The following is a 24,825-nucleotide window of genomic DNA, read 5'->3' as shown; positions in this document are numbered from 1 at the left end:
ATCGACGGGTTGAATCCGCAGCCGAATGCCGACAAACGAGGGGCGGTCGCAACCGCCCCCGCCAATCAATCAGCCCGCCACACCCCGATTCGCCTCAATCACCGTCAAAGCAGCCATATTCACGATCCGCCGCACGGTAGCGCTGGAAGTAAGAATATTCACAGGAGCATTAACGCCCAACAGGAAAGGCCCCACCGCCACATTACTCCCCGCCTCCGTCTTAAGCAGGTTGTAAGCAATATTCCCCGCATCCACATTCGGACAAACCAGCAAATTCGCCGCCCCCTTCAACGGCGACATCGGCAGCAGCTTCGCCCGCAGCCCTTCATCGAGCGCACAGTCGCCATGCATCTCGCCGTCCGCCTCGATATCCGGCGCCTGTTCCCGCACGATCTCCAGCGCCCGGCGCATCTTCACGCCTGAAGCCGCACTCCCCGACCCGAAATTCGACCGCGACAGCAGCGCGACTTTCGGCGTCAAGTTGAGCCATTCCATCTGCCGCGCCGCCGCGATCGTGAATTCCGCGATCTGCTCCGCATCCGGGTTGTCGTTCACGTGCGTATCCACCAGCGCCACCGTCCGCTGATCGAGCAACAGGATATTCATCGCCGCGTAGGTCGACGCACCGGGCTTCTTGCCGATCACTTCGTCCACGAACCGCAGGTGATTGTGATACTCGCCCACCGTCCCGCAAATCATCCCGTCCGCGTCGCCGAGCTGCACCATCATCGCGCCGATCAGCGTCAGGCGGCGGCGCATTTCCACGCGCGCCATTTCCTTCGAAATACCATCGCGGCAGCGCAGTTCCCAATACTTCGTCCAGTATTGCGGGAAACGCTCGTCATATTCCGGATTGGTCACTTCGACATCCTGACCAAGTCGCAAACGCAGGCCGAACCGCTCGATGCGCGCAAGCAGTACCTCCGGACGCCCGACCAGAATCGGCCGCGCAAGCTTTTCGTCGACGATCACCTGCACCGCGCGCAGCACACGCTCGTCCTCGCCTTCGGTGAACACGATCCGAGCCTTGCCGCCGTCACGCACGAGCTGACGCGCGGTCGCGAACAGCGGCTTCATGAACGCGCCCGAGTGATAGACGAATTGCTGCAGCTGCTCGACGTACGCGTCGAGATTCGCGAGCGGACGCGTCGCCACGCCGCCTTCCATCGCCGCCTTCGCCACGGCCGGCGCGATCCGCACGATCAGGCGCGGGTCGAACGGTTTCGGAATCAGGTATTGCGCGCCGAACGACACGTCGTACGCACCGTAGGCCGCCGCGACGACTTCGTTCTGCTCTTCCTCGGCCAGCCCCGCGATCGCGTGCACCGCGGCGATCTCCATCTCGCGCGTGATCGTCGTCGCGCCCACGTCCAGCGCGCCCCGGAAAATGTACGGGAAGCACAGCACGTTGTTGACCTGGTTCGGGTAGTCCGAGCGGCCCGTCGCGATCACGACATCGTCGCGCGTCTCGTGCGCCAGTTCCGGGAAAATTTCCGGCGTCGGGTTGGCCAGCGCGAGAATCAGCGGACGCGCCGCCATTGCCTTCAGCATTTCCGCCGTGAGGATGCCGCCGACCGACAGCCCCAGGAACACATCCGCGCCGCCGATCACTTCGGCGAGCTTGCGCGCATCGGTTTCCTGCGCGAAACGCGACTTGGCCGGGTCCATCAGCGTGGTACGGCCGCGATAGACGACGCCTTCGATATCGGTCACCCAGACGTTTTCCACCGGCAGCCCGAGGTCGACCAGCAGGTCCAGGCACGCCAGCGCGGCCGCACCGGCGCCCGACGTCACGACCTTCACCTCCTTGATGGACTTCCCGACGACCTTCAGCCCGTTGATGAACGCGGCGGAAACGGTAATGGCCGTGCCGTGCTGATCGTCGTGGAAGACGGGAATCTTCATGCGTTCGCGCAGCTTCTGCTCGACGGTGAAGCATTCCGGCGCCTTGATGTCCTCGAGGTTGATGCCGCCGAACGTCGGTTCGAGGCCGGCAATGATGTCGATCAGCTTGTCCGGGTCGGTCTCGTTGATCTCGATGTCGAACACGTCGATCCCGGCGAACTTCTTGAACAGGACAGCCTTGCCCTCCATGACCGGCTTGGACGCGAGCGGGCCGATGTTGCCGAGGCCGAGCACCGCGGTGCCGTTCGTGATCACGCCCACGAGGTTGCCGCGGCTCGTGAAGCGATGCGCCTGCAGCGGATCGGCGGCGATCGACTCGCACACGCTCGCCACGCCGGGCGTATAGGCCAGCGCCAGATCGCGCTGGGTCACCAGCGGCTTGCTCGCCACGACCGAGATTTTCCCGGGGGTCGGAAACTCGTGATAGTCGAACGCGGCCTGCTGCTGTGTCTCTGTCTGTTTCATGTTTTCGTCCCGGCGTGAGCGCCAGGCCAGTCCCGGCGCGATCCATGAAGGTGATTCTAGGGATCCGCCATAACGCGATGATTCTGTTTTAATATCGGTCCATCACTTTTTCATAATGAATGCATGACCAGTCAATGAATTTCGATGCAAACGACGTGGTCAGGCGGCTCGGCGCGCGTCTGAAGATCCGGCATCTGGTGCTGTTGTTGCAGATCCAGCAGCACGGATCGCTGACGCGCGTCGCCGAGCACATGGCGAGCAGCCAGCCGGCCGTGACGAACGCGCTGTCCGAACTGGAGAGCATGTTCGGCACGCCGCTGTTCGAGCGCTCGTCGCGCGGCATGCGGCCCACCGCGCTCGGCGCGGTCGTGCTCGAACGGGCGAAGGCGATGATCAAGGATCTCGACCACCTCGCCCGCGAGATGGAGGCCGTCGCCGCCGGGCATGCGGCCCACCTGCACATCGGCGTGATTCCGTTCATCTCCGGCCAGATGCTGTCGGCCGCGCTGAAGCGGCTGCAAGCGCGCATGGAGCGGCGTCTGACCGTGACGATTCACGAAGGCACCAGCGACCAGTTGCTGCTGCAACTCCGGGATCACAGCGTCGACATCGTGATCGGGCGCGCATCGTCGGCGATCGATCTCGGGCAGGTTTCGTTTGAAGTGCTGTACCAGCAGCAGCCGCGCATGATCGCGAGCCGGCGTCTTGCCGCCAAGCTCGCCCGCACGCCGCTGGACTGGCACAAGCTGCACGCGCTCGACTGGATTCTCGGCGCGCCGCATACGCCGATGCGCGAACAGGTGACCGACCTGTTCCTGTCGGCCGGCATCGCGCCGCCCGTGCCGATCGTCGAAAGCTACTCGTCGAAGCTGATCGGCGAAATGATCGCGTCGAGCGACGAGGCCGTGTCGATCGTGCCGGCCGATATCGCGGAAGAACTGGTGCGGATCGCCGGCGTGGCGATCGTGCCTTATTCGCTGGTGTGGACGCTGCCGCCGATTGCACTGTTCACGCGCTCCGCCGATTCGCAATCGCCCGCGCGCGATCTGCTCGTCGACGCGCTACGCGAGGTGTGCAAGGAGACTTACGGGGACGCGCAGCGATAAGGCGCTACTTGCCGGCGGCGAGGCGGCGCAGAATCTCCGGACGTTCGGCACTCAGCACGTGGTCCCCGCCCTCGCCCCTGTCGTAGCGTTTGCTCGTACGGTAAGCAAAGCGCTTCGCGTATTGATTGGCGGCGGGATCGAACACCCATGCGTCGACTTCGAAGAAGTGCGGGCCGAAATGATCCTCGTCCTTACCCCACTCGTAATCGGCCCGGACGAACAGCGGATACGGCGACACCTCCGGCAAATTCCACATCGCGCGGTCGGCCATTTCCGTCTGGGTGACTTTCGGCATCAGGTTCTCGATCTTGCCGTTCGCGCCGACCCGCAGGACGGCCACACGCTCCAGCATCCCGCTGCCGCCACCCGAGAACATCCCGGAGAAGAACACCCACGAGCCACCCGACGCAATCGGCAACCGCTCGGACCGTGGATTCAGACCGAACTGGTACCACTCCTTCGAAGAATGGGGAAGCGGCGCCGGCGGCATCTCGAAGCACGGCGCACGGTCGGGAAGCACGCAGAGCTTCACGCCGGACAGTGGAAGCCCGTCGGCATCGAGCCGGCCTTCGGCCTGCGTGAAGCGCGGGAATGCCGTTTCGCGGGGCGCTGCCTGAACATAGGCGATGCCGACGACCACAATGCCTGACATCACGGCAAGCGTTTTACCGATCCAGCGCATCACCCCTCCGCCCGATGACACACCGCCTCGATATTGTGTCCATCCGGACCGATGACGAACGCAGCGTAGTAGTTCGCGTGATAACGCGGCCGCAGCCCCGGCGCGCCATTGTCTTGCCCGCCGGCCTCCAGCGCCGCGCGATGGAACGCATCGACTTGCTGCCGCGTGTCGGCAACGAACGCGATGTGGAGAGGCGCCGGCTTCTCGTCGGTCGGGAACAGACACAGCGAAGACTTGCTGGGCAGACCGATCTCGATGCCGTACGACGGGTCGCTTTCCCCGACAATTTCGCCACCCAGCGGTTCAAGTGCCTTCAGGAAAAACGCCTTGCTGGCGGCGTAGTCGCTGACGCCGAATTTGACGTGGTCAAACATGAGTTCCCTCCGATGGATGGGCCAGTCAGCACGCTGATGTGATGTAGCGATGACCGCAATGTTGCCACATGCGGCGGGGGTTCGTTAGCGGCTCAGAACGGCCCGTTGCTGCCGTTCAATAACAAGAATGCCGACGGCCGTTTTGGTATCCGGAAGCGGACCCTCATGATGTGGCGTACGAGCTATTGCTGTTCTTTCGCAAGCGAGCGTAGGCTCTACTGCGGTGGCTTCCACTCGCCCACCCAGAGATCGAAATACTTGAGAGCCGAGATGCGGCCGAGTACGACCTGTTCGCCAATATCGTCGACGACTTTGAACGGGATGGAAATCCCCCAATTGCCTCCCGGCAATGGAAAGATCTCGGTGAACGGAGCCGCATTTCCCAATTTCTCGACCACCTCTGCTCGGCTCCCGGCGGCAACTATGACTTGAATGCCCATCAGCGCTTGAACTCCACGGTAGCTACGTCACAGAGCGCTGCCCGGACTTGGTCAATCGTCACTTCGCTCACCGATTGACCGCGAACATCATAGACAAGTTGACATTTCCAGGGCCCCGAAGGCAGGTGCGGTCGACCGTGCACGATGCGCGCCCGGTTGTACTCGATGCTTAGACAAGCGGCCTCCGCCGATTCCAAGCTATGGTTGGCTACTAAGACAAACTGGCGTAATTCTTCGTTTACAAATTCGGGTGTGAACATATGGGTCCCGTATGCTGCTATCGTCGAGCATTCCTTGCTGACTTCGGAGTGGCCGATACATGCCCCTGATCTTGCGTCGAGCGACTATGGCCGATGCCGCGGCGGTGGCCGACGTCTATCTTCGGTCGCGCGACACGCTGGCATCCTATGCGCCACTCGCGCACGCCGAAGCGGCCGTCCGCGATTGGGTTGCCAACATGCTGGTTCCGTCGGGCAACGTTACCGTTGCCGTGAACGATGACCACATCATCGGCATGGCCGCACACGCTGTTACTGACGGCGTGACATGGCTCGAGCAATTGTACGTGTGCCCCGAATTCAAACGGCGAGGGATCGGCACTGCCCTGCTGGAGTCGGTGAAGTCGCAAACGGAGGTACGCTCCAGCTCCATACGTTCCAAATGAACCACGATGCTGCTGCGTTTTACGAGCAGCACGGGTTCGTTGCCATTGCGTACAGCGACGGGAGCAGAAACGAGGAGGGTTGTCCCGATGTTTTGTACCGCTTGACGCGGTAGCGCGGCCATCCGTCCACTCCCCTCATCCGCCCGTTATCGACCAGTGCAGGGCCAGCTCAGTTCAGCATCGCAAACACCGGCTGGTTCCTGACGCTCTCACGCTCCAGCATTCTCGCGTACCAGGCGCGAAGCGCTTCGCATTCCTCAGGCACCGGCAACTTCACAAGCATCGCAAAGATCAAGCCACCGATGACGGTGATGTCGGCCATCGAGAAAGTCTCGCCCGCGACATACGGTCGGCTTTGCAGAACGGCATCGAAGTAGCGCATGCCCCTCAGCGCCTTGTCGCGTTGACGGAATCCCCACTCCGGGTTTTGATACGTCTCGACGTCCGGGCCCAGCCCCGGCGTGCCGTGATGGAAATAGACGCTGATGGCGTCGAGCAACTCCAGCTCGGCGCGCTTGCTCATCATGTGGATGATGCCCTTTTCGCGCGGCGTGCTGCCGGTGAGCACGGGTACGCCATCGAGCGTGTCGAGGTACTCGGTAATGGCCGTGCACTCGGCAATGCAGGTTCCATCATCGAGTTCCAGCACCGGCAACGTACCCGAATAATTCTTGCCGGCGATGAACTCGGGCTTCTTATGCTCGCCCTTGTAAAGATCGACCATCACGAACTGGACGCGCGATTGCAGCCCCTTTTCGGCCAGCGCGATGCGCACCCGCGTCGGATAGGGCCCTGTCGGGAAATCGTGGATCTTCATCAGGGGCAGTCGGGCTGTGTCGAAATCGACGTTACTGGAAGTCATTGCGAAGGCGCTCCGTAGTCGGTTGCACGGGATCGGACGACGTGAACACACGCTGCCCATAAATCTACCTAACGTTTGTTAGGTTAACCATATAAGGTACAATCCTGGGTGTCAACATCCATTTCCCGTGCGCGGAGACTGAAGCAGTGACGAACGACGCGAGCTCGAACTCGAGAGAAAGAATTCTGGCAGCCGCCACGAGGCTCGCGCAGACGCACGGCTACGGCGGGTTGAACTATCGGGATCTCGCCAACGAGGTGGGGATCAAGGCCGCGAGCATCTATCACCACTTCGAAAGCAAGGCCGATCTCGGCGCAGCGGTAGCGAGGCGTTATTGGGAGGATTCAGCGGCGGCGCTGGACGACATGCTGGCCCGATCGCGCGATCCGCTGGATTGCCTGCGTCGCTATCCGGATACCTTTCGCAAGGCGCTCGAGACCGGCAACCGCCTGTGCCTGTGCAGCTTCATGGCCGCCGAAACCAACGATCTGCCGGAAGTCGTGATGAAAGAAGTCCTGGCCTTCGCCGACGTGAACGTCGCGTGGCTGAGCAAGGTTCTGTCCGCAGCGGCGGTAGTCAGCTCTCGGGAGAGCAAGCAACGGGCGCGGGCCATCTTCGCCGCGATCGCCGGCGCCCAGCTCATCGCGCGGAGTCGCGGCGATCTCTCGCTCTATGACGTGCTGATCAACAATTATCGGAAAGCGGGGCTTTTGCCGGCGTAGCAGTGCAACGGTGACGCAGCTTCAAACGACGTCGAACCTTCGCGAACGCGCGATGTTCAACCGCGCGACCCACCCCGTCAGAAACCCACTGCACTGCATGCTCGACGAGTGCTCAGCTTGATCGTCGCGCCGAGGCGATGCCGGCAAGCCACGCCGGGAAACTCCCCGCGATACGCTCGCGCCGCGCATCGTCATGCCAGACACGAATCACCTGGCCTGCGACACCGCCTTCGGCGGGATCGAGGTCGACACACAAATGATTCCCGCTGCCGTCATGCGTGAACGGAATCCACTTCAGGTTGTACCAGTCGTCAGCGATGCCGGGGTCCGGTTCCGATGTCATGTCGTCGAAGTCGCCGCCGTCCACCAGACCTTTCCAGATGCGCCATTGCACGAGGATCTCGTGGGCGCTCAGCAGCGCGTCGCTTCCGGAAAACGCATCGCCCGACGCCGCCTGGCCATTGTGAATGCGCAGACTGTCGACGAGTGCGTCAGGCAGCGTCGTACCCAGCGCGACCTGCAACGCAGCGATCTCATCGTCGGACGCAGGCCCGTTGAGCCCGCCCGGCAAGCGTGATGCATCGGCGGCGAATGCCGCGTCGAGCCGTTGCCATGTTGCGCGCAGATCGATGCTGCGTGCGTCGTCGATATCGACAGTTGTCGTGCGGGTTTCGACCGCCGGCAATGAGTGTGAGGCTACCTCGGCGGATACCGCCATCACCTGGCGCGGCGGCTCGCTGGAAAGATCGCGATCGAGACGCAGGAACAGCACGGACGAACCTGCCGACATCGGATATTCCGCAGCGGGGATCGCGACGAGCACATCGGCACGGACGACGCCGCCGATCAACCCGTCGCCTTCGGACGGCAGCAGGCGGACGACCAGGTTTCCGTCGGCGCCACGATGCAGGTTGCCCCATCGCATCGCGTTCAGTTGAGCATCGCGCTCGACGCTGTGGTCGATGATGCCGGTTTCCCAATGGGGCCCGGGCGCTGCGGCGTGCTCGAGCGAATCGAGCACGCGCGGCATGATCGCGTGCATCAGCATCGCCACCGCGCTCGTGTGGCCCGGGAGATTGATCAGCGTGGCCTGATCGTAGCTGGTCAGGACCGTCATCCCGCTTTGCGTACCGTCCGGACGCGTGAACAGCAGCGTGGTTTTCTTCGGCGGCGAGCGATCGTCGCTGCGTCCGAAGTTGAAGCGATCGGCCGATGCTTGCTTGATGTCGACAGTCGTTGCGTCGTAGGAGTACATCAGTTGCGGCGGATTCAGCCCCACATCCCGAAATGGTGGCACAGCAGGCAGCCCGGCGCCAACGATCAGATCGTAACGTTGCGCGAGCTCGGTCAGTTTCTTCTTGAACGCGTATTCGTTCTGTTGCACCTCAAGCGGTGGCCGTGTCATGTCTGGTGGCTCGATGTACTCGATCGAACGTACCTCGTATCCCCAGCGCTGCAATACCGCACGGATGTACGGGCCGCTCGTGTCGGGCCGCTGCCAGCGCTCGCGACCGGTGCGGTTCGCGCACTGCTCATACCCGACGATCACCACGCCGATGCGCGGCCGTTTCGTCACCTCGATGTCGCGCACGCCTGCGGCCGTCAGCGCGATCTGCCATTCGGCCGTTATCCTGCTGCCCTTGGGCAGAAGCAGGCTGCCTTGCCTGAATTCGCTGCCCGATGGGATCACATGTTGACCGGCCGGTACCGGCGCGTGCAGCAGCAGAAAAGAACGAGTGCCACGGTACGAAATCTCGAGATCGCCTTTCGGGACGACGGTGTCGGCGTTTTCCGGCAGAGGGAAATACGGAGGGACATCGACCGCACACTGCGCGCCGATTGCGCGAGCCGCCGGGCTGCCGGCTGGCGAAGCCAGCGCACGCCGGCTAAACTCGAAATCGAGTTCGGCCGGCGCACCACGCGTCGCTTGCGCGGTATCGGATGCGCGCAATGCATAGCCTTCGACCGCAGCGAGCGGAACTGATGGAACATTCTCGAGGGCGAACACGTCCGCCGCAGTCACGCGCGTCAGCGCATCCTCGATCGGAATCGTCTCGGATTGCATTGCGCCCGGCACGGCACGACGACAGTGTTCGTAGGGCTGCTTGAGCCAGAAGGGGAAGCTCTCGTTATCGCTCATGGTGCTTGGTGTTGTCATGCCGTGGTTCGAAGGATGCCTGCCCGTCGGTCATGCCCAGCGCATGACGGCTGCTGAGCACGAGCGATCACTACGAGCTATACGCCCCGCTTGACAAAATCTCGGCCAAAAACTCAAGCCCTACGGATGAAAAGTCTCGCCCCGCTTGAGCATGTCGATGAATTCCGCGATTTTGCGCGCTCTTGTTTCCGACTTCTTGGCGTTCTGTATCCGAAACAGGATCGCATAGCGATTACGGCTGTTCAGCGTTGCAAAAAACTTCGCGGCTTTTGGATTGGCGTCCAGAGCCGCCTGCAGGTCATCCGGCACGGTCGAGTTGCTGGCCGACGTATAAGCTGCCTCCCAGCGGCCGTCCTTCCTCGCCTTCTCGATTTCGCCCATGCCCGCCGGGCGCATTCTGCCAGCGGCGATCAGCGCTTCGGCCTTGTCCTTGTTGAGTTTGGACCAGATGCTTTTCGCCGAACGCGGGGTAAAGCGTTGTAACCAGTATTGCTCGCTCTCGGCCTTCTTTTGGCCATCGATCCAGCCGTGGCAGAGGGCGCTTTCCACCGCCTCTTCATAGCTGACGGTTCGCTGCCCCGCGCCTCTTTTCGCGAGCCGCAGCCATGCTCCGGTCGACGTGCCGCCGTTCTGCCCCAACCAGTTCTCCCATTCAGCCTGACTGGCAAACGTTAGAGCGCCTTCGGTCATGTCACGATCCCGAATGGTTGCGTTTTCAACGACTCAGAAGTCGCCACTCAACGAACGAGCGGCGACCACCGGAGCACTCCATTCCGCACAACCGCCTCAAAGAATCCGGTTCAACGCATCGGCGAACCGCTTCACTGCGCCATCGACATCATGCAGTTTGTCGAGACCGAACAACCCGAGCCGGAACGTCTTGAAATCCTCCGGTTCGTCGCATTGCAACGGCACGCCTGCCGCGATCTGCAAACCGACATCGGCGAATTTCTTCCCGGTGCGAATACCATCATCGTCCGTGTAACTCACGACGACACCCGGCGCCTCGAACCCCTTCGCGGCCACGCTCCTGAACCCCTTCTCCGTCAGCAGCGCACGAATGCGCTCGCCGAGTTCGAGCTGTTCCGCCTTCACCTTGTCGAACCCGTACGCGTCGGTTTCCTTCATCACGTCGCGCAGCGTCGTGAGGCTGTCGGTGGGCATCGTCGCGTGATACGCGAACCCGCCGCCCTCGTACGCTTCCATGATCTGCAGCCACTTGCGCAGATCGCATGCGAAGCTGGTGCTGGTCGTCGAATCGATGCGCTCACGCGCGAGCGGGCTCAACATGACCATCGCGCAACACGGCGACGCGCTCCAGCCCTTTTGCGGCGCGCTGATCAGGATATCGACGCCGCTCGCCTGCATGTCGACCCACACGGTGCCCGACGCGATGCAATCCAGTACGAACATGCCGCCGACCGCATGCACGGCATCGGCCACCGCGCGCAGGTATGCATCCGGCAGCATGATCCCGGACGCGGTTTCGACGTGCGGCGCGAACACGAAATCGGGTTTGTTTTTCTGGATCGCGGCGACCACTTCGTCGATCGGCTCCGGCGCGTAGGCGGCCTGCCTGCCTGCTTCGACCGGGCGCGCCTTCAGCACCGTCGTTTCGGACGGAATGCTGCCCATGTCGAAAATCTGCGACCAGCGGAAGCTGAACCAGCCGTTGCGGATCACGAGACACTTCTTGTTCGTCGCGAACTGTCGCGCCACGGCTTCCATGCCGAACGTCCCGCTGCCCGGCACGATCGCGACCGACTTCGCGTTGTAGACTTTTTTCAGCGTGGCGGAAATGTCGCGCATGACGCCCTGAAAGCGCTGCGACATATGGTTGACCGAACGATCGGTGTACACCACCGAATATTCGAGGAGCCCCTCGCGGTCAACATCGGGAAGTAAACCTGGCATGCTCGCCTCCGGTGAAAGATGAACGATGGAATCAGGACAAGCAGCGTCTTCGATTCGATACTGCTCTGCACCATGCAAATGCGTCATTTCCTCGACGAAAGCAGATTCTAGCGAACGCCGTCGGTCGATTGGCGCATATTTTGTCTGCTGCCGGGCTCGGTATTCGTCGACGCCGGCCGTGCCGCGCACATCGCCCTGTTCGGTGTAAGGGTTAACGACGCGTGCGGCAACAGCCTCATAACATGTCGACTAGACCCTTCACGACGGAAACTTCGATGACCTCCTCTCCCGCATCGTCACTGCAGTCGTCAACCGATCCGGCGCTCGCCGAGCGCATCGACGCGGTCCTGTCCCGCCAGCTCGACACGCAGCGCCTCGTCGGCGCGGTCGTCCTCGTCGCCCGCGACGGCGAACTCGTCTATCGCCGCGCAGCCGGCTTCGCAGACCGCGAATCGCGTACGCCGATGCGCGAGGACACGCTGTTCCGGCTCGCATCGGTGACGAAGCCGATCGTCTCGGCAGCCGCGATGGCGCTCGTCGCGCAACGCAAGCTGTCGCTCGACGAAGACATCACGCGCTGGCTGCCCGCGTTCCGTCCGGCGCTGCCCGACGGCCGCGTGCCGACGATCACGGTGCGCCAGTTGCTCGTGCATACCGCCGGCCTCGACTATCGCTTCAACGAGACCGACGCGAACGGCCCCTATGCGCGTGCGGGTGTCTCCGACGGGCTCGACGGCGCATCGATCACGCTCGCCGAAAACCTGCGCCGGATCGCGAGCGTGCCGCTACTGTTCGCGCCCGGCACCAGCTGGAACTATTCGCTGTCGATCGACGTCGTCGGCGCACTGATCGAGGCCGTCTGCGGCGTGCCGCTCGCCGACGCGATCGATGCGCTCGTGCTGCGCCCGCTCGGTGCGCGCGACACGGGCTTCGTCGCACGCGATCCCGCACGGCTCGCCACGCCGTACGTGAACGACACGCCGCAGCCGCACCGGCTCGCGGAGAACGAGACGGTGCCCATCGACGAAGGCTTCGTCGGCGTCACGTACTCGCCGTCGCGCGCGCTGAATGCACAAGCGTTCCCGTCGGGCGGCGCCGGGATGGTCGGCACCGCCGGCGACGTGCTGACGGTGCTGGACACGCTGCGCGCAGGCGGCGGCGCGATCCTGCCGGCCGAACTGGTCGACGAGATGGGCCGCGTGCAGACCGGCGATTTCGAATTGCCGGACCTGCCCGGCGCGGGCTTCGGGATCGGCTTCTCGGTGCTGCACGACCCGCAGGCGGCCGCGTCGCCGGAATCCGTCGGCACGTGGCGCTGGGGCGGCGTCTACGGTCATTCGTGGTTCGTCGATCGCGCCCGTGGGCTCACCGTCGTGTCGCTGTCGAACACGCTCTACGAAGGGATGAACGGGCAGTACACGCTCGATCTGCGCGACGCGATTTATGGCGTGCGGTAGCGCGCGGAATGGAAAAGGCCCGGCAAAGCCGGGCCAGTATCGTTCCGCGCAGATCGATCACGTCCTCGCGTCCAGCATCGCGAATGACGTGTCGTGACATCCCTGAATCGCCGTAACGCCACTTCCGGCTGACCGCATCGTTATCGCAATCCGTCGCTGACGTTTTCCCTACCTGGCAAGGATCGCGTACAAGGCCAAGCCGGTATAAACGATGAACAAGACGGCAACGACCATACAGACAACACGCCCGATCCCGCGCAGACGCGTCACACCGAAATACATCAACCCTGCTCCGACAAGCAGCCACAACGGCCAATAGCTGGTGCCCAAAATCAGCATCATGACCGGTCACGGTATATCGATAGCGATGTCGCTCATCCCGGCAAGCCCCCGTTGCTCAAGTAGAGATCGTGTGTAAAAACCTCCGCGATGTTGCCACATTCCGGCATCGACGACTTCGAGCACGGTGCGGCACGCCGACAATGAAAAAAGGCCCGACTCAGTCGGGCCAACGGGTTTGAGACACAAGGAGAATCCCGCCCACCCCATACCGGGCGGTCACGCCGCACTACACGACGTTCTTTTCGACGATCGGCCGGTTTTCGAGCACGCGCGCCCAGCCGAGCGACGACAGGTCGAGCGTGTCGTAACGCCCGCCCAGAATGAGTTCACTGACGCCCCGCCCCGTCGCCGGCCCTTGCTGCAGCCCGTGGCCGCTGTAGCCGTTCGCGAACACGACGTTGTCGAGTTCGGGGTGGTAGCCGATGATCGCGTTGTGATCGAACACGTTGTACTCGTAGTAACCGGACCAGCAATTCTCCACGCGCAGCGCCTCGAATTCCGGCACGCGATGCGCGAGCGTCGGCCAGATCACGTCGTCGAACAGGTCGTGGTCGACTTCGTCGAGCGGCAGGTCGTCCGGGTCGCGATCCGGGCTCGGCGACGTGCCGCAGATATACGTGCGCCCTTCCGGCCGGAAATACACACCGGTCGGATCGATCAGCAGCGGGCAATCGGCGAGCTTCGCCGGCGACGATACGTTGAAGATGCTGCGGCGCCGCGCATACACGGGAATGTCGATGCCCATCATCGACGACAGCGTGCGCGTCCATGCACCGGCCGCGTTGACGAGCGTGTCGCATGCGTAGCGCTCGCCGTCGCCCGTCACGACATGCGTGATCCTGCGGCCGTCGCGCACGACGTCCTTCACGTCGGCCGGCACGTAGCGCGCGCCGAGCGCCTGCGCCTTCTTGCGCAGCGCCTGCACCAGGCCATACCCGTCGAACCAGCCTTCGCCGCTCACGCCGTACGCGCCCGACACGAGATCGTCGACGTTCAGCCACGGAAACTTCGCGCGCAGCGCGTCGCCGTCCATCAGCCGGATATCGGCGCCGAGGCGTGTCTGCAGCGCATGGTTCTCGCGCAGCGTCGCGTCGCCGGCCGGCGTGGCGAGAAACAGGTAACCGCCTTCGTGCAGATCGATCGACGGCCGGTTGCCGTCCACTTCGAGCCGCTCGCCGATCGTGCGCAGGAAGTCGATGCCGAACAGCGACATCTCGATCGACAGCGGCGTGGAGAACTGCTGGCGAATCGACGCGGCCGACAGCGCCGACGACGATCTTGCATAGGTGGGGTCGCGTTCGATGACGGTCACGGCGACCGTGGGATCGGTGGCGCGCAAGAAATAGGCGATCGAGCTGCCGATCACACCACCGCCGACGATGACGACTTGAGAACTCACGACTGACTCCGGTTGCACGTAAAAGGCGCAGGGCCCGTGGGTGATTCGTGCCGCGTCGCACGCGGCGTCGCGCGGGCAGGCTTCCTCGACGATCGCTTCGGCTATTTCAGCACGTCCGGCATCGCCGCGAAAGCCCGCTCGCGCGTATTGCGTTCAGTCCGCCGATTTCGTCGTGACGGGCTGCCACGCGGCGTTCTTCACTTCATACAGCGTCGAGCTCGGGTTCTTCAGGTCGCCCGTGTTCGTGAACGCGACCGTGCCCGTGATGCCGTCGTAGCGCGTGCCCTTCAGCGCGCCGTTGAAATCGGCCGGCTTCGTCGAGTTCGCCTTCTGCATCGCGTTGATCGCGATCCACGTCGCGTCGTACGCGAACGGCGCATACGCGAGCATGTCGACGCCGTACTTCTGCTTGAATTTCGTTTCGAACAGCTTGCCTTTCGCGAGACGCGACAGCGGCTGCCCGTATTCCCACACCGATGCGCCTTCGGCCGCATTGCCGGCCAGCCTGATGAAGTTCGCGTTCATCACGCCGCCGCCCGCGAGGAACTGCGCGCGGATGCCGAGCTGGCGCATGCGCTTCACGAGCATCGCGGCCTGCGCGTCGAGGCCGCCGAAGAACACGAGGTCGGCATTGGTGCTCTTGATCTTCGTGAGCTGCGCGCTGAAGTCGACGGCCTTGTCGTTCGTGAATTCGCGCGCGACGATCGTGCCGCCGTTCGCCTTCACGGCCTTCTCGAATTCGTCGGCCTCGCCCTGGCCGAACGCGGTGCGATCGTCGATGATCGCGATACGCTTCGCCTTCGTCACGCTCGCGGCATACGCACCGGCGTTGCCGGCGTTCTGCGTGTCGGTCGCGATCACGCGGTACACGGTGTCGAGCCCGGCGCGCGTGATGTCGGGATTGGTCGCCGACGGCGTGATCATCGGAATGCCGGCCTTCGCGTAGATCTTCGACGCGGGCAGCGTCGTGCCTGAATTGAAGTGGCCGATCACGACGGCCACCTGCGCATCGGCGAGCTGCTGCGCGGCCTGCACGCCGGTGCGCGGATCGCTCTGGTCGTCCTGCGACGCGATCACGAATTTCACCGGCTTGCCGCCGACGGTCGTACGCGCGGCATTCGCTTCGTCGACCGCCATGCGCACGCCGTTCTCGATGTCCTTGCCGTACGCGGCGCCGCCGCCCGTCAGCGGGCCGGCCACGCCGACCTTGACGATCGTCTCCTGCGCATGGGCCGCGCCCGTCTGGAACGCGAGAAGCGCGGCGGTCAGTGCAACGCCGGAAAGCGAGCGAATGCGAAACGTCATGGCAGTCCTTCTTCTGGGGATCGGGATGCAACGCGCGATGGGCACGCGTCGGCAACCTCCTGCGCGCCGGTGATGCCTTTCCGTGCGGAGGGCGCATGCAACGCACCGATCCGGCCGGACGATCACCGCGGTTCCGTCTCCGAAGAACCTTTCATCGCGAAAGAGGTGAATGGATTGTGGGTAGCCAATACCCGTGCAGCAAACGAAATATCGGAACTATGTTGTGAGGATTTGTCATCAAGTTCCGAGGTCATGGCCGATCCACGGCCCGTACGCCGGGGGCCGTGGATGGAGGTCTTCCGTGGGGAATGGCGGCCGGGCCGCTGGGTAAAGGCCGCCCGTGGTCATGCCGGCAACGCATCATCGTCGCGACGCCGGCCCGGGCGGCCTTCGCGACGCCCGCGGGGGGCGCCGCGTCATCGGTCAGTGCCGATCGGTGCCCGTGTGCTTGCGCACCGCATCGGCCGCCTCGCCCGCCTTTTCCTGCAGCTTGCCGGCCTGCTGTTCGGCCACGCCTTCCGCTTCGGTCTCGCGGTCGCCCGTCACCTTGCCGAGTGCTTCCTTGACCGAACCCTTGACCTGCTTGAGCTTGCCCTCGATGCGATTCCTGTCCATGGTCTTCTCCTGCGATGGTTGAGGAAAGCCGGCAATGCAGCGGCCTGCGCGGCACCGCCGAGTGGACAGGATCGCAAGCGGGCGCCGCGGGCGGCAGATGCGGATGCACCAATCGGCATGGTGCATTCGTACCGCCGCGGTCAGTCCTTGCCCTTCGCACCGCCCTTGTCGCCGCGCGCGCCGTTCGCTTCGGCCGCGCCGACGATCCCGCGCTCGCGCGCCCATACGATCGCCTCGCCGCGGCTGTGCACGTCGAGCTTCGCGTAGATCGTCGCGACGTGATTGCGCACGGTGTTCGGCGCCAGCCCGAGGCGGCCGGCGATCTCCTTGTCGGCGAGGCCGTGGCACAGCAGGTCGAACACGTCGCGCTCGCGCGCGGTCAGGTCGGACAACTGCGCGCCCGCATCCGGCGCATTCGCGCGCCGCACGTTCGCGAGCTTCTCGATCAGCGTGCGGCTGAACCACGACGCATCCTGCATCGCGGTCTCGATCGCATAGACGAGCTCCATCTCGGTGCGCTTGCGGTCGCTGATGTCGAGCAGCGCGACGAGCAGACAGTCGCGCCCGTGGATCGCGACAGGGTCGGCCGACACGACGCAATCGCGTACGTCGCCGTCGCGCGTGCGGATCTGCACATCCGCGTTGCGCACGTGGCCGTCGCGCGCGAGCCTGCCTTCGATGCGCGGCCACACGCCGCGTTCGGCCCACAGCCCGATCTCGTCGGCGGACTTGCCGAGCAGGTCGCCTTGCGCGTGGCCCGTCATCGCGGCAAACGCATCGTTCACGTCGAGCAGCTCGAAGCGCTCGGCCGTGACGATCGCGGTCGCGACCGGCGCCATCCGGAAGGCCGTCGCGAAGCGTTCCTCGCTTTGCATCAGCGCACGTTCGGCCTGCTTGCGCGGCTCGAGATCCATGAACGTGAACAGCATGCACGCCTCGCCGTTCATGTCGATCGGCTGCCCGGCGACGACCACCGCCTTGGTGCTGCCGTCGGCAAGTTTGAGCACGGCCTCCATCTGCGGGATCGTCGCGCCTTCGCCGAGCCGCTCGATCGCCAACTCGCGCCGCTCGGCCTGTTCGAGCACGTCGATCTCGTACACCGAGCGGCCGAGCACGTCGTCGCGCGCGTGGCCCGTCATGTCGAGAAAGCCCTGGTTGACCTTCACGTAGCGCAAGTCGTCGAGCCGGCAGATCACGGCCGGAGCCGGATTCGCGTTGAAGGTCCGCTCGAAGCGTTCCTCGGCGCTCGCCCATTCGGTCGCGTCGTGCAGCACGAGCGCGAGGCAGTCGGGTGCGCCGGCCGCGTTCGTCAGCACCAGGCTGCGGATGCGGTGAACCCAGCTCACCGTCTCGTCGGCGGCCGATTCGACTTCGACCGTCACGTCGCTGAACTCCTCGCCGGCGATCACGCGATCCATCGGATAGTGGCCGTCGCGCACCGGATGGTTGTTCCGGTAGCGCAGCCGGAATCGCTCGCGGTATTCGGTGACGTCCGCGCCGAGCGCCTTCAGCTCGGTCACGCCATGCATCGCGAGCGCGGCCTCGTTCGCCCAGACGATCCGCTGGTCGGGCTCGATCAGGATCACGCCCTCGGTGAGCCCGGCGATGATCTGGTGCAGTTGACGCCGGTCGGTATGCGACTTGAGCGCCTGTTCGTCTACTTGTTCGTTCATAGAATCGTTGTCCCTGTCGTCGACATGAGCGGTCAACATGAGCGCCGGCCGAGCGCCCGGTGCAGTGGTATGCCCCGCCCGGCGCGTGCGGCGATGATCGCGTGCCGCGCAACGGCGCGACAGGCGCGGATGCACTATCTCAAATAGTACATTCGCACGCCGCCCGCGATCGTGCGATGCCCCGCCGAACGGCGCAACGCGGCCCGCGCGCCCTTCGTGCCGCGTTGCCCGGGTCATGGTGCACGTCGCGTGCCCGCCCGTGCGTTCCGTCCCCCGGTGCAAACGCACTAGCCAATCAGGTGAATTTGCGCGATGTCCGCTCGCGTTCGCGTCGGTACGCTGGTACTGCATCGGCGCTCATGCGCTGCCCTTTCATACCGCAGAGGGAGGACACCCGGATGAAATTGCATCAGACACCCGATCCGACGCGGCCAGAACCGCCCCCGGACCATCCGCCCGAACCGGCGCCCGGCACCGACCCGCCGGTACCGCGGCCGCCCGACGTGCCGCGCCCGGACATGCCGCCGCGCGAGCCCGGCTACGACACGCCGATCGCCCGCTAAGGCCCGGGAATGCACGCACGGGAATGAGCCGTGCTCACCCACTGAGTGATTCACCCCGCCAATCGAAGGAGAACATCAATGAACAAGACCTCGCACCTTTCGACACTGCTCGCCATCAGCGCGGCCTTCCTGCTTTCCGCTGCCCCGCTCACGAATGCGCACGCCCAGGCTTCGTCGACCGACAGCGGCATGGCAACCGAATCGAACCAGCCTGTCACCGACACATGGATCACGACCAAGGTGAAGGGTGAGCTCGCGACCACCGAGGGCGTGAAGAGCACCGACATCAGCGTGAAGACGGTCGACGGCGTCGTCACGCTCACGGGCGTGCTGCCGACGAAGACCGCCGTCAAGAAGGCCATCGCCGTGACGCGCGCGATCAAGGGCGTGAAGCACGTCGACGCATCCGGCCTGAAGGCGAAGGCCTGAATTATCACGCGGCCGAGCGCCGCACTTTTCTCCCCTAACGAAAGGAGCACACCATGAACGAGGACAAGATCAAGGGCCAGTGGAAGCAACTCACCGGCAAGCTGAAGGCCAAGTGGGGCAAGCTGACCGACGACGATCTCGCGGTCGCGGAAGGCAATCGCGATTATCTGGCCGGCAAGATCCAGGAGCGTTACGGGATCGCCCGCGACGAAGCCGAGAAACAGTTGAAGGAATTCGACCGCGAGCTGTAACGCGCCAGTCGTCTCACCCCACCGCGACGCCCGCTGCGTCGCGGCCACGAGGAGGACAACGACATGGGCAAGTATCTGATCGCATGGCTGCTCGGCGTACCGATCGGGCTGCTGGTGCTGTTTTATCTGGTCACGCACCTCTTCTGACGCACGCGACGCCCCGTCAACGAACGAAAACGGGCCGGCGGCTGAAACCAGCCGCCGGCCCGCCTGTTTTTGCATGCGGTACGCTATGCGTCGCGCTTACTTCGCCGCGTTCGCCGTCATCTTGAAGATGCCCTGCGCGTTGCCCGCGTCGAAGCGCAGGTCGGTTACCCAGCGACGCGACGCCTGGTCGAACGTGCGCTTGCGCGTGATGAACTCGTAGAACGAACCGGGCACGTTGCGCTTCACCGTGCCGCCGTCGCGGGTGCGGAATTCGCGCTCGACGGTATCTGCGCGATAGGCCGTCTGGAACACGCGGCCCGAGCGCGAGCGCTCGACTTCCGGCTTCATCGGCCGGCCCTTCGCTTTCTCGTCATCGGACAGCTTGAACACGTCGGCGACGCGGTCGGTCGCGTGATTGAACGCGTTACCTTCGGTCGCGATCCACGCCATTTCCGCCGATTCCATCAACAGCGTTTCATAGTCGAGCTCGTTCGGCAGATCGTGCTGGCGCGCGAACGCGCCGACGATTTCCGGCAACAGCGCGTGCGCGGCTTCCAGCGACAGCCAGCCTTCGCGCTCGACTTCCCACAGCAGCGCGACGGCCGCCGGCGACAGCGGGTCGCGCGACGAGCTGACGACGTTCGTCACGGCCTGCTGGAATTCCTTCGAGAAGCGCTCCGGATGCAGTTCGCTGACGAAGAACTGCGCGATCTCGTCCGGCGCGTCTTCATGCGCATACGCGCGGCCGGTCATGCCGAGCTTGTCGAGCGGGTAACGGCCGTTCAGGCGGAAGCCGAGCGGACGCAGGATGCGCGTGAACGCGGCCTCGCCCGGCGGCAGCGCGCCCGTGTGCGGCCAGCGCACCGTGCGCAGCGCGCCGTGGTCGAAATAGACCGAGCCACCGCTTTCGATCGCGTCGGCCGTGTACGCGCGGCCGTTCGCCGAACGCTCGAGCAGCCCTTCGAACAGCGCCATGTTCATCGCCTGCGCGATTTCCGCGCGCGTCACGACGCCGTCTTCCCATTCTTCGAGGATGGCCGGCATGTTCAGGGTCGAGAACAGGGCGTCGGTCTTCGCCTGTCCCAGCAGCTTCGTCAGCAAGCTGTCGATATTCGGATTGCGCATCTGGATTCTCGTTTCGGGGCCCGCCGGCAAACGTGCCGGCCACTCGTCGGCCGGCCGCCCAGCGGGCGCCTGACCTTGCACGGGAAGCATTATTCAAAGGGTTGCAGCGGGGCGTAAAGCGAGATTAAATTGATACGTGATGAGTTTTTGGAATTATCAGCCGTTCTTCGCCTGAGCTTCACCCCGGCGCCGTACGGGTCCATTCGTCAGAAAAATCGAGCATCATGCGCAAATTCAAGATCCCCAACATGGGCGCGCTCGTGGCTTTCGAAGCCGCCGCCCGCCACGAGAGCTTCACGCACGCGGCCAAGGAGCTGTTCCTGACCGAAAGCGCGGTGTCGCGGCAGATCGCGACGCTGGAGGCGAGCCTCGGCGTGCGGCTGTTCGCGCGCGTGAAGCAGCGCGTCGTGCTGACCCGCGCCGGCAAGCTGTACGGCACGCAGGTACGGCGCGCGCTGGAAACGCTCGACCGCGACACGCTGTCGATCATCGCGCACGGCAGCGGCGGCGGTTACCTGGAACTCGCGGTGCTGCCGACCTTCGCGTCGCACTGGCTGATCCCGCGCATCAAGAGCTTCTACGACCGCACGCCCGACGTGCGCGTGAACATGGGCAGCCGCACCGACCTGTTCTCGTTCGAGGACACGCATTTCGAAGCCGCGATCCACTACGGCAAGCCGACCTGGCCCGGCACGTCGTCCGACTATCTGTTCGGCGAGGAAGTCGTGCCGATCTGCTCGCCGGCGCTGCTGAACGGGCCGGTCGAGCGCGTCGAGGATCTGCTCGCCTATCCGCTGCTGCACTCGACGACGCGCCCCGGCGCGTGGGCGCAGTGGTTCGAGACGCACGGCGTGGAGGACATCCGCACGATGCAGGGCGTGCGCTACGAACTGCATACGATGCTGATCAGCGCGGCCGCGGCCGGGCTCGGCGTCGCGCTCGTGCCGAAGTTCTTCGTCGAGGAACAGTTGCAGCAGCTCGGGCTCGTCGTGCCGTGCGATGCGGCAACCGTCGGCGATTCGGCGTACTACCTCGTGTATCCGACCGAGTTCAGCCACAGCAAGCCGCTGGAATCGTTCCGCGGCTGGCTGCTCGAACAGGCGAGCGCGTATGCGGCGCCGGAGCGCGACGCGCACGACGCCGATGAGGAAGACGACGAGGACGTCGAGTAGCGGCGCCGTCGCGCCGGCGTCATCGCGCGGTGGCGTTGCATGCGTGCCGCGCCGGCACGTCGGCTGAAACGACCGGGCAGCACGCCAGCAACGATAAAAGCAGCGCGCGGGCGCGGCTGGTCATGGTCGATACATCAATCGCGGGGCGAATCATGGGCAGCGCAGTGCGGGTCATCGTGACGAAAACCCGCATTGTCGCGCACCGCGTGCGTCACATGTGCCACTTCACCGTGGCGGTCAGCGTGCGCGGATCGCCGGGCATGTTGTACAGGTCCGCGTTGCCGTGCGCGGCGATGAAGTAGCGGCGATTGAACAGGTTGTCGAGCGTGAGCGTCACGTCGACCTTCTTGCTGCGATAGCCTGCGCCCAGGTTGAACACCGTGAACGACGGCAGCGTGACGAGATCGCTCGCCGACGTGTAGCGCGCCGACTGGAACTGCATGCCGGCCGCCGCATAGAAGCCGTACGGCAGCTCGCGCTTGAGCCACAGGTTCGCGCTGTGGCGCGGCATCAGCCCCGGCGTGTTGCTCGACACCGCGAGGCCGGCCGCCGTCGATTGCGCGGAACCGTCCACCGTGCCGTTCAGGTACGCGTAACCCGCATACACCGACCACTTCGGCGCGATCTCGCCGGTGAAGCCGAGCTCCATCCCGCGCACGTGCTGCGTGCCGATCGGCAGCGCATAGCCGGGATTCGCCGGGTCGCCGATCTGCTGGTTGGTCTGACGCATGTCGAACAACGCGACGCTGGCCGTCGCCTTGCCGCCGAGGTCGAAGCGCGAGCCGACTTCATACGCGGTGGTCTTCTGCGGCGCGAGCGCGGCGCCGTTCGAGAACGCGCCGGAACTGATCAGCGTGTCGGCCAGCGGCGAGAACGACTGGCTGAACGACCCGTACAGCGTGAGCCAGTCGAGCGGTTCGTAGATCAGGCCGACGCGCGGGCTCCACGCATGATCGGTGCGGTCGAGATTGACGTTCGACGACGTGTAGTCGTGGCGGATCTGGTTCAGGTAGTCGAAGCGCAGGCCGGCGAGCACCTTCCAGTGTTCGGTCAGCGAGATCAGGTCCTGCGCATAGACGCCCGCGAGCCCGACGACGGTCGACGCGTTCGTCTTCGCACGCGTGCCGGTCGGCACGCCGGGCAGGACGACCGGCTGCGGATTGAAGAGATCGTAGGTCGCGACCTTCGACACGGTGTAGATCGTGTCGAACTTCTGCTGCTGCGACAGCTCCAGCCCGTACAGCAGCTCGTGGCGCATGCCGAACAGCGACGTCTTCTGCGTGAGTTCGAATAGCCCGTCGATGCCGTGATCGGTGCGCTGGCGCGTCGACTGGTCGAGCGTGACGACCGGATGCGCGGCGGTCTTGATCGGCTCGTACGTCACGTAGTTCTTCCGCTCGAGCGAGAAGTCGTACGCGCGGATCGCGCCGTGGAACGACAACGAATCGTTGAAGCGGTGATCGAGCGACACCGTCGCGCTTTTCGCGGAGACGTCGTTGTACGAACTGTTCACCCCGTCGGCCGACCCGTAGTACGTGTTGATCGGCACGTCGACCGGCCGGCCGCGATACGCGGGCAGGCCCTGGTCGGACGTGCGGCGGTCGTGCAGGTAGTCGAATTCGACGTTCAGCACCGTGTCGCGGTCGAGCTTGAACTGCGCGGACGGCGCGATCGCCTGCCGGTTGAGCTGGAACTGGTCGCGGAAGCTGTTCGAATTCTCGGCCGCGCCGGTCATGCGAAAGCGCGCCGCGTCGTTCGCGTTCCAGCCGAGGTCGAATTCGCCGCGCCGCTCGCCGCGCGTGCCGAGCGTCACGCCGACGTCGTTCACCGGGTTCGCCTGCGGCCGCTTCAGCACGCGATTCACGATGCCGCCCGCCGAGCCGCGCCCGTACAGCACGGCCGCCGGCCCCTTCAGCACCTCCACGCGATCGACGTTCGACAGGTCGCGGTAGTACAGCGCATCGTCGCGAATGCCGTCGACGTACTGGTCCGTGATGCTGTTGAAGCCGCGGATCGTGATCTGGTCGCGCTGGCCGTCGCCGACCGAGAAGCCGACGCCCGGCACGTTGCGCAACGCGTCCTGCAGCGACGTCGCGTTCTGATCCTCGATCACCGCATGCGGCACGACGTTCACGGTCTGCGGCACGTCCATCAGCGACATGTCGGTCTTGGTCGCCGCACGCGAATGGCCGCCGTCGTACGACGCATGCTCGGCGGCCGCGTTGACGGAAATCGCGGGCAGGGTCGCCGCGGCGTCGGCCGCCTGCGCAAACGAAGTGCGGGCGCCGGCCAGCGACGTGGCGATCAGAAGCGCATGGCACGCGCTCGTGTTGAGTTTCATCGTGAACGTAGAAGGTGGTGAAGAAAACGGCGAACGAGCGCCCGCCGGCCCGCGCGCCTGTCACGCGGCGAATCGGCCGGCGAAGCCCTTTCTCGTGAAGACGACGACGCGCGTGGAGGATCGCCCCGTCGCGCAGGCCGGCGGGCGAACGGCCGGCGCGGGTCGATGCCGGCCGGCGCAACCGGCACGAAAAAAGCCGTGACGTCCCCTCACGGCTCGTAATGCGGCGAAATAATAAACGAGAATGATTCGTGTTTTTAATTAATTTTCAACGTGTCGCCTGCCCGCAACGTGAACGCGCATGGCGCTCTGCATTCCTGACGAATGCCTTTCTGTTTCAGGCCATCGAGCGGCTTGATTCGTAATGAAAACGAAAGCGTTGAATCGGTCGCCTGCTGCGGCAACGATCGGTAAAAGGCGGGAATCGGGATAGGACGACGGAGGAACTGGGAGGATCACGAAGGATCGGGCAAGCAGACGGAACGGATTCAACGGTCCGGTGCGCGCCGGACCGGGCAACCCCGACCCGGCGCTCCGGGCAGCCGACCTCGTATCGGCAGCGCGGCGGATCTTCTTCTGTTCTTCACTACGTCTGCTCTCAGGTTCACTGCATTTTTTTCCTCACCGCGTCGGGCCATTATCCGCTCAATTCGGCCGAAGTAAAACGTTTGCGGTTGCACCCAGGCTGTTATACCGGCGATTCGGAAACACTCT

At 64.4% G+C, this 24,825-nt stretch carries 23 protein-coding genes; 8 read left to right on the top strand and 15 right to left on the bottom strand.

The window, feature by feature from the left end:
• Positions 1-69 precede the first annotated feature (69 nt).
• A complete protein-coding gene (locus HWW87_RS00800; RefSeq protein ID WP_077218037.1) occupies positions 70-2,370 on the bottom strand; it encodes an NADP-dependent malic enzyme in 2,301 nt (766 codons plus the stop codon).
• Positions 2,371-2,504: 134 nt separating this feature from the next.
• Between HWW87_RS00800 and HWW87_RS00795 the strand changes: the two genes are divergently transcribed.
• A complete protein-coding gene (locus tag HWW87_RS00795; RefSeq protein ID WP_174387290.1) occupies positions 2,505-3,476 on the top strand; it encodes a LysR substrate-binding domain-containing protein in 972 nt (323 codons plus the stop codon).
• A gap of 4 nt (positions 3,477-3,480) precedes the next feature.
• On the opposite strand, the gene HWW87_RS00790 is transcribed toward HWW87_RS00795, so the two are convergent.
• From HWW87_RS00790 to HWW87_RS00780, 3 genes are all read right to left on the bottom strand, one after another.
• Complete coding sequence (locus tag HWW87_RS00790; RefSeq protein WP_175818862.1) at positions 3,481-4,158, bottom strand: hypothetical protein; 678 nt, start codon at positions 4,156-4,158, stop codon at positions 3,481-3,483.
• The gene (locus HWW87_RS00785; RefSeq protein WP_175818861.1) at positions 4,158-4,532 is read right to left on the bottom strand and encodes a VOC family protein; all 375 of its coding nucleotides are present in this window, start codon (positions 4,530-4,532) and stop codon (positions 4,158-4,160) included. The genes HWW87_RS00790 and HWW87_RS00785 overlap by 1 nt, the downstream gene beginning before the upstream one ends.
• A gap of 215 nt (positions 4,533-4,747) precedes the next feature.
• Positions 4,748-4,972, bottom strand: a complete 225-nt coding sequence (locus tag HWW87_RS00780; protein WP_175818860.1) for a hypothetical protein — start codon at positions 4,970-4,972, stop codon at positions 4,748-4,750.
• A 319-nt stretch (positions 4,973-5,291) separates the two neighbouring features.
• Here HWW87_RS00780 and HWW87_RS00775 point away from each other — a divergent pair, with 319 nt between their 5' ends.
• Entirely contained in the window at positions 5,292-5,636 is a 345-nt protein-coding gene (locus tag HWW87_RS00775; RefSeq protein WP_175818859.1) for a GNAT family N-acetyltransferase, read from the top strand.
• 169 nt (positions 5,637-5,805) lie between these two features.
• Here the strand turns inward: HWW87_RS00775 and HWW87_RS00770 are convergent, their stop codons facing one another.
• Entirely contained in the window at positions 5,806-6,498 is a 693-nt protein-coding gene (locus HWW87_RS00770; protein WP_175818858.1) for a glutathione S-transferase, read from the bottom strand.
• A 146-nt stretch (positions 6,499-6,644) separates the two neighbouring features.
• Here HWW87_RS00770 and HWW87_RS00765 point away from each other — a divergent pair, with 146 nt between their 5' ends.
• Positions 6,645-7,220 carry a TetR/AcrR family transcriptional regulator gene (locus tag HWW87_RS00765; RefSeq protein WP_175818857.1) on the top strand — a complete coding sequence of 192 codons (576 nt, stop codon included), beginning with the start codon at positions 6,645-6,647 and terminating at the stop codon, positions 7,218-7,220.
• A gap of 112 nt (positions 7,221-7,332) precedes the next feature.
• Here HWW87_RS00765 and HWW87_RS00760 read toward each other — a convergent pair whose 3' ends face one another.
• From HWW87_RS00760 to HWW87_RS00750, 3 genes are all read right to left on the bottom strand, one after another.
• A complete protein-coding gene (locus tag HWW87_RS00760; protein WP_175818856.1) occupies positions 7,333-9,360 on the bottom strand; it encodes an SMI1/KNR4 family protein in 2,028 nt (675 codons plus the stop codon).
• 138 nt (positions 9,361-9,498) lie between these two features.
• The gene (locus tag HWW87_RS00755) at positions 9,499-10,068 is read right to left on the bottom strand and encodes a YdeI/OmpD-associated family protein (RefSeq protein ID WP_175818855.1); all 570 of its coding nucleotides are present in this window, start codon (positions 10,066-10,068) and stop codon (positions 9,499-9,501) included.
• Positions 10,069-10,164: 96 nt separating this feature from the next.
• Complete coding sequence (locus tag HWW87_RS00750; protein WP_175818854.1) at positions 10,165-11,292, bottom strand: aminotransferase class V-fold PLP-dependent enzyme; 1,128 nt, start codon at positions 11,290-11,292, stop codon at positions 10,165-10,167.
• A 275-nt stretch (positions 11,293-11,567) separates the two neighbouring features.
• Between HWW87_RS00750 and HWW87_RS00745 the strand changes: the two genes are divergently transcribed.
• Entirely contained in the window at positions 11,568-12,749 is a 1,182-nt protein-coding gene (locus tag HWW87_RS00745; protein ID WP_175818853.1) for a serine hydrolase domain-containing protein, read from the top strand.
• A gap of 168 nt (positions 12,750-12,917) precedes the next feature.
• On the opposite strand, the gene HWW87_RS00740 is transcribed toward HWW87_RS00745, so the two are convergent.
• The 5 genes from HWW87_RS00740 to HWW87_RS00720 form a co-directional block, all read right to left on the bottom strand.
• Positions 12,918-13,091 (bottom strand): hypothetical protein, encoded by a 174-nt coding sequence (locus tag HWW87_RS00740; RefSeq protein ID WP_175818728.1) that lies wholly within the window; start codon positions 13,089-13,091, stop codon positions 12,918-12,920.
• 226 nt (positions 13,092-13,317) lie between these two features.
• Positions 13,318-14,490 carry an FAD-binding oxidoreductase gene (locus HWW87_RS00735; RefSeq protein WP_027809733.1) on the bottom strand — a complete coding sequence of 391 codons (1,173 nt, stop codon included), beginning with the start codon at positions 14,488-14,490 and terminating at the stop codon, positions 13,318-13,320.
• A gap of 153 nt (positions 14,491-14,643) precedes the next feature.
• Positions 14,644-15,795, bottom strand: a complete 1,152-nt coding sequence (locus HWW87_RS00730; protein WP_175818852.1) for a branched-chain amino acid ABC transporter substrate-binding protein — start codon at positions 15,793-15,795, stop codon at positions 14,644-14,646.
• 423 nt (positions 15,796-16,218) lie between these two features.
• A complete protein-coding gene (locus HWW87_RS00725; RefSeq protein ID WP_174387275.1) occupies positions 16,219-16,410 on the bottom strand; it encodes a CsbD family protein in 192 nt (63 codons plus the stop codon).
• Positions 16,411-16,550: 140 nt separating this feature from the next.
• Positions 16,551-18,083 carry a helix-turn-helix transcriptional regulator gene (locus tag HWW87_RS00720; protein WP_175818851.1) on the bottom strand — a complete coding sequence of 511 codons (1,533 nt, stop codon included), beginning with the start codon at positions 18,081-18,083 and terminating at the stop codon, positions 16,551-16,553.
• A 398-nt stretch (positions 18,084-18,481) separates the two neighbouring features.
• Between HWW87_RS00720 and HWW87_RS00715 the strand changes: the two genes are divergently transcribed.
• From HWW87_RS00715 to HWW87_RS00705, 3 genes are all read left to right on the top strand, one after another.
• A complete protein-coding gene (locus tag HWW87_RS00715; RefSeq protein ID WP_175818850.1) occupies positions 18,482-18,646 on the top strand; it encodes a hypothetical protein in 165 nt (54 codons plus the stop codon).
• A 78-nt stretch (positions 18,647-18,724) separates the two neighbouring features.
• Positions 18,725-19,075, top strand: a complete 351-nt coding sequence (locus HWW87_RS00710) for a BON domain-containing protein (RefSeq protein ID WP_175818849.1) — start codon at positions 18,725-18,727, stop codon at positions 19,073-19,075.
• Positions 19,076-19,128: 53 nt separating this feature from the next.
• A complete protein-coding gene (locus HWW87_RS00705; protein ID WP_034205539.1) occupies positions 19,129-19,326 on the top strand; it encodes a CsbD family protein in 198 nt (65 codons plus the stop codon).
• Between the two features lie 243 nt (positions 19,327-19,569).
• On the opposite strand, the gene HWW87_RS00700 is transcribed toward HWW87_RS00705, so the two are convergent.
• On the bottom strand, positions 19,570-20,598 hold the full coding sequence (locus tag HWW87_RS00700; protein WP_175818848.1) for a DUF1338 domain-containing protein: 1,029 nt from the start codon (positions 20,596-20,598) through the stop codon (positions 19,570-19,572).
• A gap of 224 nt (positions 20,599-20,822) precedes the next feature.
• Between HWW87_RS00700 and HWW87_RS00695 the strand changes: the two genes are divergently transcribed.
• Positions 20,823-21,770 (top strand): LysR family transcriptional regulator, encoded by a 948-nt coding sequence (locus HWW87_RS00695; protein WP_175818847.1) that lies wholly within the window; start codon positions 20,823-20,825, stop codon positions 21,768-21,770.
• A gap of 211 nt (positions 21,771-21,981) precedes the next feature.
• Here HWW87_RS00695 and HWW87_RS00690 read toward each other — a convergent pair whose 3' ends face one another.
• Positions 21,982-24,111, bottom strand: coding sequence for a TonB-dependent siderophore receptor (locus HWW87_RS00690; protein ID WP_175818846.1), 2,130 nt, complete (start codon positions 24,109-24,111; stop codon positions 21,982-21,984).
• Positions 24,112-24,825: the final 714 nt, after the last annotated feature.

Origin of the sequence: Burkholderia sp. BCC0419 (genome assembly GCF_902830285.1) — a bacterium.
Classification (GTDB): Bacteria; Pseudomonadota; Gammaproteobacteria; order Burkholderiales; family Burkholderiaceae; genus Burkholderia.
This window is presented reverse-complemented; position numbering and strand designations above follow the sequence as displayed.